The sequence below is a fragment of the Streptomyces sp. EDA2-14 genome, assembly GCF_054963755.1.
Window position 1 is genome coordinate 69,505 of the sequence record NZ_JBUEGE010000030.1, and the last position, 9,043, is coordinate 78,547.

The 9,043-nt window shown below is 70.3% G+C and carries 12 protein-coding genes; 7 read left to right on the forward strand and 5 right to left on the reverse strand.

Going from position 1 to position 9,043, the window contains the following annotated elements:
• Nucleotides 1-107 precede the first annotated feature (107 nt).
• The 3 genes from ACY34M_RS39920 to ACY34M_RS39930 all read right to left on the reverse strand — a co-directional run bounded on the left by ACY34M_RS39920 (nt 108) and on the right by ACY34M_RS39930 (nt 2,027).
• Entirely contained in the window at nt 108-794 is a 687-nt protein-coding gene (locus tag ACY34M_RS39920; protein ID WP_462723385.1) for a DUF488 family protein, N3 subclade, read from the reverse strand.
• A gap of 121 nt (nt 795-915) precedes the next feature.
• Nucleotides 916-1,335, reverse strand: a complete 420-nt coding sequence (locus ACY34M_RS39925; protein WP_462723386.1) for an arsenate reductase ArsC — start codon at nt 1,333-1,335, stop codon at nt 916-918.
• 50 nt (nt 1,336-1,385) lie between these two features.
• Complete coding sequence (locus ACY34M_RS39930; RefSeq protein ID WP_462723387.1) at nt 1,386-2,027, reverse strand: arsenate reductase ArsC; 642 nt, start codon at nt 2,025-2,027, stop codon at nt 1,386-1,388.
• Between the two features lie 74 nt (nt 2,028-2,101).
• Between ACY34M_RS39930 and ACY34M_RS39935 the strand changes: the two genes are divergently transcribed.
• From ACY34M_RS39935 to ACY34M_RS39950, 4 genes are read left to right on the forward strand one after another with little or no spacing between them, the layout of a single operon-like run.
• Nucleotides 2,102-2,410 carry an ArsR/SmtB family transcription factor gene (locus ACY34M_RS39935; RefSeq protein WP_462723388.1) on the forward strand — a complete coding sequence of 103 codons (309 nt, stop codon included), beginning with the start codon at nt 2,102-2,104 and terminating at the stop codon, nt 2,408-2,410.
• Nucleotides 2,407-3,519: an ACR3 family arsenite efflux transporter gene (gene arsB, locus ACY34M_RS39940; RefSeq protein ID WP_462723389.1), complete on the forward strand. Its 1,113-nt coding sequence runs from the start codon at nt 2,407-2,409 to the stop codon at nt 3,517-3,519. Before ACY34M_RS39935 ends, arsB begins: the two co-directional genes overlap by 4 nt.
• A complete protein-coding gene (locus tag ACY34M_RS39945; protein ID WP_462723390.1) occupies nt 3,519-3,722 on the forward strand; it encodes a DUF2180 family protein in 204 nt (67 codons plus the stop codon). The genes arsB and ACY34M_RS39945 overlap by 1 nt, the downstream gene beginning before the upstream one ends.
• Nucleotides 3,719-4,777 (forward strand): ArsO family NAD(P)H-dependent flavin-containing monooxygenase, encoded by a 1,059-nt coding sequence (locus ACY34M_RS39950; RefSeq protein ID WP_462723391.1) that lies wholly within the window; start codon nt 3,719-3,721, stop codon nt 4,775-4,777. The genes ACY34M_RS39945 and ACY34M_RS39950 overlap by 4 nt, the downstream gene beginning before the upstream one ends.
• A gap of 13 nt (nt 4,778-4,790) precedes the next feature.
• Here ACY34M_RS39950 and ACY34M_RS39955 read toward each other — a convergent pair whose 3' ends face one another.
• A complete protein-coding gene (locus ACY34M_RS39955) occupies nt 4,791-5,378 on the reverse strand; it encodes a TIGR02391 family protein (RefSeq protein ID WP_462723392.1) in 588 nt (195 codons plus the stop codon).
• A gap of 203 nt (nt 5,379-5,581) precedes the next feature.
• Nucleotides 5,582-5,968: an ArsR/SmtB family transcription factor gene (locus ACY34M_RS39960; protein ID WP_462723393.1), complete on the reverse strand. Its 387-nt coding sequence runs from the start codon at nt 5,966-5,968 to the stop codon at nt 5,582-5,584.
• Nucleotides 5,969-6,052: 84 nt separating this feature from the next.
• On the opposite strand from ACY34M_RS39960, the gene ACY34M_RS39965 reads away from it, so the two are divergent.
• From ACY34M_RS39965 to ACY34M_RS39975, 3 genes are read left to right on the forward strand one after another with little or no spacing between them, the layout of a single operon-like run.
• Nucleotides 6,053-7,444, forward strand: coding sequence for an NAD(P)-binding domain-containing protein (locus ACY34M_RS39965; RefSeq protein ID WP_462723394.1), 1,392 nt, complete (start codon nt 6,053-6,055; stop codon nt 7,442-7,444).
• A 43-nt stretch (nt 7,445-7,487) separates the two neighbouring features.
• Nucleotides 7,488-7,940, forward strand: a complete 453-nt coding sequence (locus tag ACY34M_RS39970; RefSeq protein ID WP_462723395.1) for an ArsI/CadI family heavy metal resistance metalloenzyme — start codon at nt 7,488-7,490, stop codon at nt 7,938-7,940.
• An 8-nt stretch (nt 7,941-7,948) separates the two neighbouring features.
• Nucleotides 7,949-8,929, forward strand: a complete 981-nt coding sequence (locus tag ACY34M_RS39975; protein WP_462723396.1) for an MFS transporter — start codon at nt 7,949-7,951, stop codon at nt 8,927-8,929.
• The last annotated feature ends 114 nt before the right edge of the window (nt 8,930-9,043 follow it).

Below are 9,043 nucleotides of genomic sequence, written 5' to 3' on the forward strand. Positions count from 1 at the left end.
GCTGCCACGCTCCGGCCATGCCCCACCCCCGGTCCGTATCGCCTGGACCAGATTGGAAATGAGCGGGTTCGCACACGCAAGAGTACGGTCGTGCGCAGTAGTTGAAGTCAGGCCAAAGGGCTGACGGGTAGTGACGTGCGCTTGCGCAGGGTCTCCAGGACGACGTGGCGGTGGCAGCGCTGTTGGTCCTTTTCGAAGCACAGCACCGCGACTCGGGCCTGAGCTGCGTGTTCTGCGAGTTCGTCGAGGTCGGCCTGGGCCGCGTCGGTGCGCAGGAGGCTGCGGAAGCGGGCTCGACCCTCGCTGATGCGTCCTTCCCAGAAGGGGGCCCGGTTGTCCTTCGGGTTCCCGAGGGCGCGCAAGTGGGTGTAGGCGATGCCGGCATCGTCGAGGGCGTTGCCGAGGCGGGTCTTGCTGAAGCCGGGTTTGCGGCTGATGGGGGTCAGGCGGACGTCGGCGACCATGCTGATCTGGGCTTCCAGCAGGGAGGCGACGAACGAATCGATGTCCCGTCCCTCATATCCGGCGGACCACAGTCCGGCCTCGGCCCCCTGTGCCTGCCGGAACAGTTCATCCAGCGAGAGCCCGAGCGCCTCGGCCAATGCGCCAACGGTGAAGAAACCTGGCTGAATTGCTCCCCCGCGCTCAAGGCGCGCCAGCGTCGCGGGCTGGATGCCGGCCTCCTTCGCCAGGCGCTCGGGCGTCCATCCGCGTTCCTCGCGCAGGGCGCGTACGCGGGTGGCCAGCGTCCGTGCCGGGGAGCAGGCGGAGGGGGTTAAGGGGCGATCGGCCATGGACCGGGATCCTAACTTCCGTCGGAATCACACAGCTAGTTACCCGCATGCGGTTCCGTCAGTCGCTCGTGCGAGCTAGCCCGTCCTGGGCGGGCCGGCTTCGCATGAGCGTCAGGAGCGGTCACGCTTCCTGACGGGCGTCGATCTCGGCGACCAGCGCCTCAATGCGCTCCTTGATCTCGTCCCGGATGGGGCGGACCGACTCGACGCCCTTGCCCGCCGGGTCTTCCAGTGCCCAGTCGAGGTACTTCTTGCCGGGGAAGATCGGGCAGGCGTCGCCGCAGCCCATGGTGATGACGTAGTCGGACGCCTGGACCGCCTCGGTGGTGAGGATCTTGGGAGTGGCGGCGGAGATGTCGACGCCGACCTCCTTCATTGCCTCGACGGCGGCGGGGTTGACCTGATCGCCGGGGACCGAGCCGGCGGAGCGTACCTCGACGCGGTCGCCCGCGAGGTGATCCAGGAATCCGGCGGCCATCTGGGATCGGCCCGCGTTGTGGACACAGACAAAGAGCACGGAGGCGAGCGGGGCGGAGGACATGGGTTCTTCCTTCATGGTGTGGAGCAACAGGTGCTGCGAGGTGGGGCGGTTCACGTGCTCGGCAGTGTGGCGAGCAGCGCGGTGACGTGGGCGTCGATGGCATCGCGTATCTGCCGGACGACGGCGATCGGGGCACCCTCGGGGTCGGAGACGGGCCAGTCCAAGTAGCGGCGGCCGGGAACCACGGGGCAGGCGTCGCCGCAACCCATGGTGATGACGATGTCGGCGGCCTGGATCACCTCGTCGGTCAGCGGTTTCGGGTACGCCTCGGTGACGTCCATACCCGCCTCTGCGAGGACCTGGGCGACGTCCGGTTCAACTCTGGCGGCCGGGTGGGTTCCGGCGGAGGACACGGTGACCCGGCCGTCCGCCCGGTGGCCCAGCAGTGCGGCGGCCAGTTGGGAGCGGCCTGCGTTGTGGCTGCACACGAACAGCACCCGAGGCAGGCCGGCCCCCGGCGCACCCTCGGCATGGGCGAGTGCGTCCAACCGTTCTCCCGCCAGCCGCTCGGCGAGGACCACCAGGTGGGTTCGGACACGTGCCGTGGCGGCCAGGCCCCGATAGGAGTCGGCGATCAGGGCACGTACGGTCTCCGGCCCGAAGCGGCCGGCGTGTTGCGCGGTGAGCCGGGCGACGCCGGCAGACAGACGTTCATCGGGCAGCACAGGTGGGGGAGAGGACGTGGCGGACATGGCAGACCCCTTTGACGGGCCTATAGATCACCCCGGACTGGTATCAGTGCCGGATGATGTGACAGTATCAGTCCATGATGACGTCAGTCGACACTGATCTGATCCGGGTGCTGGCCGATCCGCTCAGGCTGAAGATCGTGAACCTGCTCGCCCACGAGACGCTGTGCACCACGCACCTGGTGGAGGAGACGGGGGCCCGCCAGACGAACCTCTCGAACCATCTGAGGGTCCTGCGCGAGGCGGGGGTCGTCGATACCGAGCCGTGCGGCCGCTACACGTACTACAAGCTGCGCCCGGACGTCATCGCCCAGCTCGCCGGCCAGTTCGCCGACCTGGCCGAGGCTGCCCGCACCGCCGCCGAGAACAAGAGGGCCTGTCCGTGACGCGCACCGAAGCACCCGCCACCGCGACGAGCGAGGAGTCCTCGATCGTCGCGAAACTTTCGACCCTCGACCGCTATCTCGCGGTGTGGATCCTGCTCGCGATGGGCGTCGGGCTGGGCCTTGGCCGACTGATCCCGGGCCTGGGCGACGCACTGTCGAAGGTCGAGATCGGCGGCATCTCGCTGCCCATCGCGATCGGCCTGCTCGTGATGATGTACCCGGTGCTCGCCAAGGTCCGCTACGACCGCCTCGACACGGTCACCGGCGACAAGAAGCTCATGGTGTCCTCGCTGGTCATCAACTGGCTCATCGGTCCGGCCGTGATGTTCGCGCTCGCCTGGATTTTCCTGCCGGACCTGCCCGAGTACCGCACCGGCCTGATCATCGTCGGCCTGGCCCGCTGTATCGCCATGGTCATCATCTGGAACGACCTGGCCTGCGGCGACCGTGAGGCGGCTGCCGTCCTGGTCGCCCTCAACTCCGTCTTCCAGGTCATCGCGTTCAGCCTGCTCGGCTGGTTCTACCTCGACCTGCTGCCGCAGTGGCTCGGCCTCGGCAACGGCCAGGGCCTGGACGTCCCGGTCTGGCACGTCGCCCTGAACGTCATCGTCTTCCTCGGCATCCCGCTGGTCGCCGGCTTCCTCACCCGTCGCGTCGGAGAGAAGAAGCTGGGCCGCGAGAAGTACGAGTCGAACTTCCTGCCCAAGATCGGCCCGTGGGCCCTGTACGGCCTGCTGTTCACGATCGTCATCCTCTTCGCGCTCCAGGGCGACGCCATCACCTCGCAGCCGCTGGACGTCGTCCGCATCGCGCTGCCGCTGCTGGTCTACTTCGCGGTGATGTTCTTCGGCAGCTTCCTGCTCGGCAAGGCCATCGGCCTGACCTACGAGCGCACCACCACGCTCGCCTTCACGGCGGCGGGCAACAACTTCGAGCTGGCCATCGCCGTCGCCATCGCCACCTTCGGCGTCACCTCCGGACAAGCACTGGCCGGGGTCGTCGGCCCGCTGATCGAGGTCCCGGTCCTGATCGGGTTGGTCTACGTGGCGCTGGCCTGGCGCAAGAAGTTCGCCCCGGCCCAGCTCACGACAACCGCCAAGGAGAGCTGATGCACTGCCTCGACTGTCATGCGCAAGGAACCGTGGCGACCGCCGTCGGCGTGTGCCACGACTGCGGCGCCGCCGTGTGCGAAGGGCATGCCCGGGTGACGGACCGCAGCGTCCGGCGCGGTCCTGTGGTCGGGGCTCCCCAAGAGGCGGTCGCCCGTACGGTGCGCTGCCCCAAGTGCGCTACGGCAATGACCGCCGCATGACCCAGGAGCGTGTCGACGTGGTGGTGATCGGCGGCGGCCAGGCCGGGCTCGCAGCCGGTTACCACCTTCGTCGCCAGGGCCTGGACTTCGTCGTCCTGGATGCTCAGTCCACGCCCGGCGGCGCCTGGCAGCACACCTGGGACTCGCTCCACCTCTTCTCCCCGGCGGCGTTCTCCTCGCTGCCGGGGCGGCCGATGCCGGTGCAGGTGGGCGAGGTCTACCCGGACGCCCGGCACGTGGTCGAGTACCTCACCGAGTACGAGCAGCGCTACGACCTGCCCGTCGTACGGCCGGTACGGGTGCGCGGCGTGCACCGCGACGGGGCCTCCCTGCGCGTCGAGTCCGACGTCGGCACGTGGCGGGCGCGGGCCGTGATCTCGGCAACGGGGACGTGGTGGCGACCGTTCATGCCGTCGGTCGCCGGACGTTCCGATTTCGCCGGCCACCAGCTGCACACCGTGGAGTACCGCTCCCCGGCTGATCTCGCCGGGCAACGTGTCGTGGTCGTCGGTGGCGGCAACTCCGGCGCCCAGATCGCCGCCGACCTCGCACACGACACCGAGCTGACGTGGGTCACCCAGCGCCCGCCCCGCTTCCTGCCCGACGACATCGACGGGCGGGCCCTGTTCGACGCGGCCACCGCCCGACGCCGTGCCCTCGACGCGGGCCGCACCGACACCGGCGGCGTCGCCTCCCTGGGCGACATCGTGGCGGTCCCGCCGGTACGGGCGGCGCGGGACGCGGGGCTGCTCAAGGCGTCGCCGATGTTCACGCGTATCGAGCGCGACGGTGTGGTGTGGGCGGACGGCACCCGCACCGCGGCCGACGCCATCATCTGGTGCACCGGCTTCCGCCCCGCCCTCTCCCACCTCGCCCCGCTCCAACTCCGGGGCGCGCGCGGCCACATCGCCACCGAAGGCACCCGCGCGGCCGACGAGCCCCGCCTGCACCTGCTCGGCTACGGCGACTGGACCGGCCCCGCCTCCGCCACCCTGATCGGAGTGGGACGGCCGGCGCGGGAGGCCGCTCGGGAAATCGCGGCCCTGGTGCGCTGACCGGCCGCCGCGTTCACGTCTCCAAGGTGGCGGCGTCCACCCAGCGTGCGAGCACGCTGAAGGCTGCGAGCTGCTCCAACGCCTCGTTCTCCGGCAGTTCCGGCAGTCCGTCCTCGTGACTGTTGGGATTGCGTATGCCTGCGAAGCACCCCTCGGCGAAGGTGGCGGCTCCGCGGTGAACACTGCGGAAGGTCTCGCTGCCGTCATTGACCCTGAGTCGCAGGCGCGGCTGCCCTGGCTTGGGGTCATCCTTGGAGAACACGTTCTGGAACAAGGCCGCTTCACTCACATCCCGGCGACCGACCTTGTTCTGTGTCTCCGCGTTGACCTTCCTGGCCGCCGCCGTGACTGCCTCGCGGAAATGACCGCTCTGCCACAGCGAGCGGGCCCCACTCCAAACCCATGGGTGCATGGTCGCGGCGCTGAGCTGAGGCGAGTCGTCACCTAGGCGCTCGCGGACTTCCGCGTCCCGCTGGAGGGCTACGTCGGCCCGCTGCGCGGCCTCGCGGTGCTGGTACCAGCGATTGATGCGCTTATTGCGGTCGGCAGGGACCTCGGTGCGCCACCGAGGCAGCACGCGATCGAGGATCTGCTCGACCACGTGCGCGCTGGCGACGATGTCGGACTGCTTGCCGCGGTTACTCAGGCTGCCGCGGCGGCCTGGTCGTCTCCCGGCGCGAGGGCAAGCAGGTCTACTACCGGGCCGACGGCGCCACCATGAGCCGACGAATCGCCGACCTTCAGTCGTACCTGGCACGCTGCTGCCCGCCGGGCTGCGGCGACTGAACCGCAGCCGGCCGACCGCTAGCCGCGCAGATCGAGCATGGCCGACATCGCCGCCACCACCGAGGGGGCGACGCGGTAGTACACCCAGGTCCCGCGCCGCTCGGACGTCAGCAGCCCGGCGTCCTTCAGCTTCTTCAGGTGGTGGGAGACGGTCGGCTGCGAGACGCCGACGTCGGAGATGTCGCACACGCACGCCTCGCCGCCCGCGTACGAGGCCACCTTGGAGAACAGCCGCAGCCGCACCGGGTCCGACAGCGCCTTGAACATCGCGGCCATCTTCTCGGCGTCGGCCACCGACAGCTCGCCCGCCGTGATCGGCGGGCAGCACGGCACCACCGACTCCGCCTCCGAACCCGAACTGTCCGGCTCCACGAGCGGAAGCTCCACCACTCCAGACTTCGACATACGTCTATATTGACACTCGCCGATACGAGAGGCAAGCTCTCCTGTATCGACAGCAATCGAAGCAAGCCGAGGAGAGTCGCCGCCATGACCGCACCTGCCACCACCGGCACCGAGGACTTCCCCGTCGTCGTCATCGGGGCCGGTCCCATCGGACTCGCCGCTGCGGCCCGTCTCGTCGAGCAGGGCCTCGAACCGCTCGTCCTGGAAGCGGGCCCGCAGGCCGGCGCCGCCGTGCGCGAGTGGGCGCACGTCCGCCTCTTCTCCACCTGGGGCGAGGTCGTCGACCCGGCCGCCGAGAAGCTCCTCGCGCCGACCGGCTGGACCCGCCCCGACCCGGACACCTACCCCTCCGGCGGCGACTGGGCGGACGACTACCTCCAGCCGCTCGCCGACGTCCTCGGCGACAAGGTCCGCACCGGCGCCGCCGTCACCGGCGTCTCCCGCTCCGGCCGCGACCGCGTCGTCGACGCCGACCGCGAGGCCCAGCCCTTCGTCGTCCACATCGCCTACGCCGACGGTCGCGAGGAGCGTGTCTTCGCCCGCGCCGTGATCGACGCCTCCGGCACCTGGGCCACCCCGTCTCCGGCGGGCGGCAGCGGCCTGCCCGCCCTCGGCGAGCGCGCGGCCTCCGACCGGATCACGTACCGCGTCCCCGACTTCAACGACCCGGCCGTACGCGCCCGTTACGCGGGCAAGCGCACCGCGATCATCGGCTCCGGCGCCTCCGCGTTCACGGCCCTCGCCTACCTCGCCGACCTGGCGAAGGCCGACGACGGCGCGGGCACCAAGGGCGTGTGGATCCTGCGGCGCGGCATCTCCGGCTCCACGTTCGGCGGCGGCGAGGCCGACGAGCTGCCCGCCCGCGGCGCCCTCGGCCTGGCCGCGAAGGCCGCCGTGGACGAGGGGCACGCCGACGCGGTCACCGGCTTCCGCACCGACGCCGTGGAGCGGGACGCGGACGGCCGCCTGGTCCTGGTCGCCGAGGACGGCCGCCGCCTCGACCCGGTCGACGAGGTCATCGTGCTCACCGGCTTCCGCCCCGACCTGTCCTTCCTCTCCGAGATCCGCCTGAACCTCGACGAGCGCCTCGAAGCCCCCGTCGAGCTGGCCCCGCTGATCGACCCCAACCAGCACTCCTGCGGCACCGTCTACCCGCACGGCCACCGCGAGCTGTCCCACCCGGAACAGGGCGTCTACCTGGTCGGCATGAAGTCCTACGGCCGCGCGCCGACCTTCCTCGCCATGACCGGCTACGAGCAGGTCCGCTCGGTCGTCGCCGCGCTCGCCGGGGACGAGGAATCCGCCAACCGCGTCGAACTCACCCTCCCCGAGACCGGCGTGTGCGGCGGCGCGGGCCTCTTCGACACCCCGGACGCCGACCAGGCCGACGGCGGCGGCTGCTGCGCCCCGGCTCCGGCTCTGATCCAGCTCGGCGCCCCGGGCGCCACCCAAGCTCCCGCCTCCGGCGGCTGCTGACCTGCACCACGCCCGCGCCACCCATCACAACAGGAGGACCACCATGTCCCGTGTGCAACTGGCCCTGCGCGTGTCCGACCTCGACGCCTCAATCGCCTTCTACAGCAAGCTCCTCAACACCGAACCGGCCAAACTCCGCGACGGCTACGCCAACTTCGCCGTCGCGGAGCCCCCGCTCAAGCTCGTCCTCATCCAGGGCGAGGCGGGCCAGGACACCCGCATGGACCACCTCGGCGTAGAGGTCGCCTCCTCCGAAGAAGTCCACGCGGCCACCACCCGCCTCGCCGGCCAAGGGCTCGACACCGCGGTGGAGAACGACACCACCTGCTGCTACGCCCTCCAGGACAAGGTCTGGGTCCACGGCCCCGGCCAGGAACCCTGGGAGGTGTACGTGGTCAAGGCCGACGCCGACACCCTGGCCAAGCAGCCTCAAAGCCCCTGTTGCGCGAGCCCGAGCGAGCCCGCCGAGGCCGCGGCAGGCAGCGGCTGCTGCTGACTCCTCCGATGACGAACCCTCACACCGGCGGGGCCGCCGAACCGGATCACCGGTCGTCGCGGCCCCGCGCAGTCCTGCCCGCCCTGTGCGCCACCCAGATCACCAGTTGGGGCATCGCGTACTACGCGTTCCCGGTGCTGAACTCCCGCATCACAGCGGACACCGGCTGGTCGACGGCCGCCACCACCGGTGCCTTCTCCCTGGCCCTGCTGGTCTCCGCAGCCGTCGGCATCCCGGTCGGCCGCGTCCTCGACCGGCGCGGCCCGCACAGGGTCATGACGTTCGGCTCGGTACTCGCCGTGGCGGCTGTGCCGGCGATCGCCACCGCGCCCAGCCTGCCCCTCTTCTACGCCGCTTGGTTCCTGGCCGGCACCGCCATGGCCGCCACCTTCTACCAGCCCGCCTTCGCCGCAGTGACCCGTTGGTGGGGCCCGCACCGCGTCCGCGCCCTGACCGTCATCACCCTCGCCGGCGGTCTGGCCTCCACCGTCTTCGCGCCCATCACCGTCGCCCTCGCCGACCACTTCAGCTGGCGCACCACGTACGCGATCCTGGCCACGGCGCTCGCCCTCATCACCATCCCCGCGCACGCGCCCGCCCTACGCGCCGCCTCCGAACGCGTCGTTGCCGAGCCGGAGTCTGAGCCCGATGGCGAGGAGAAGCCCGGCCCGGAGTCCGTGCCGGATGGTGCTGATCCATTGGGAGGGATTAGGGGCGAGACTCTCCGTCCGCTCACGCATCGCTCACGCAAACGGCCCCGGACGAGGAGTCCGAGGCCGAATAAAGCGCCTTCCCGGGGGAGAAACCCCGGGAAGGCGGCTTACTGTGCGGTGCCCCCGGCAGGATTCGAACCTGCGACACCCGCTTTAGGAGTTTCCTGGGGTAGGGCTGTGACCTGCGGAAACGTCGACCGTAGGGCAGCTGGTCTGGGAAAATACCCTCCGTCGTTCTCGCGATTTCGCGGTGTTTCCCGTCCTCGTGTGTGCTGAATCCGTTCTGGCCGGGGTGCCCGGAGGTGCCCTCCGGGCATCGCGCTGTTGGTGGCTGGGGAAACCGATGTGAAGCCGTTCGTCTCCCGCTTCCTACCTGGTAACCTGCGGCAC

Coding starts and splice junctions, on each gene's coding strand:
- ACY34M_RS39920 (WP_462723385.1), bottom strand. CDS start 794: ATGGCCGATCGCCCCTTAACCCCCTCCGCCTGCTCCCCGGCACGGACG.
- ACY34M_RS39925 (WP_462723386.1), bottom strand. CDS start 1,335: ATGTCCTCCGCCCCGCTCGCCTCCGTGCTCTTTGTCTGTGTCCACAAC.
- ACY34M_RS39930 (WP_462723387.1), bottom strand. CDS start 2,027: ATGTCCGCCACGTCCTCTCCCCCACCTGTGCTGCCCGATGAACGTCTG.
- ACY34M_RS39935 (WP_462723388.1), top strand. CDS start 2,102: ATGATGACGTCAGTCGACACTGATCTGATCCGGGTGCTGGCCGATCCG.
- ACY34M_RS39945 (WP_462723390.1), top strand. CDS start 3,519: ATGCACTGCCTCGACTGTCATGCGCAAGGAACCGTGGCGACCGCCGTC.
- ACY34M_RS39950 (WP_462723391.1), top strand. CDS start 3,719: ATGACCCAGGAGCGTGTCGACGTGGTGGTGATCGGCGGCGGCCAGGCC.
- ACY34M_RS39960 (WP_462723393.1), bottom strand. CDS start 5,968: ATGTCGAAGTCTGGAGTGGTGGAGCTTCCGCTCGTGGAGCCGGACAGT.
- ACY34M_RS39965 (WP_462723394.1), top strand. CDS start 6,053: ATGACCGCACCTGCCACCACCGGCACCGAGGACTTCCCCGTCGTCGTC.
- ACY34M_RS39970 (WP_462723395.1), top strand. CDS start 7,488: ATGTCCCGTGTGCAACTGGCCCTGCGCGTGTCCGACCTCGACGCCTCA.
- ACY34M_RS39975 (WP_462723396.1), top strand. CDS start 7,949: ATGACGAACCCTCACACCGGCGGGGCCGCCGAACCGGATCACCGGTCG.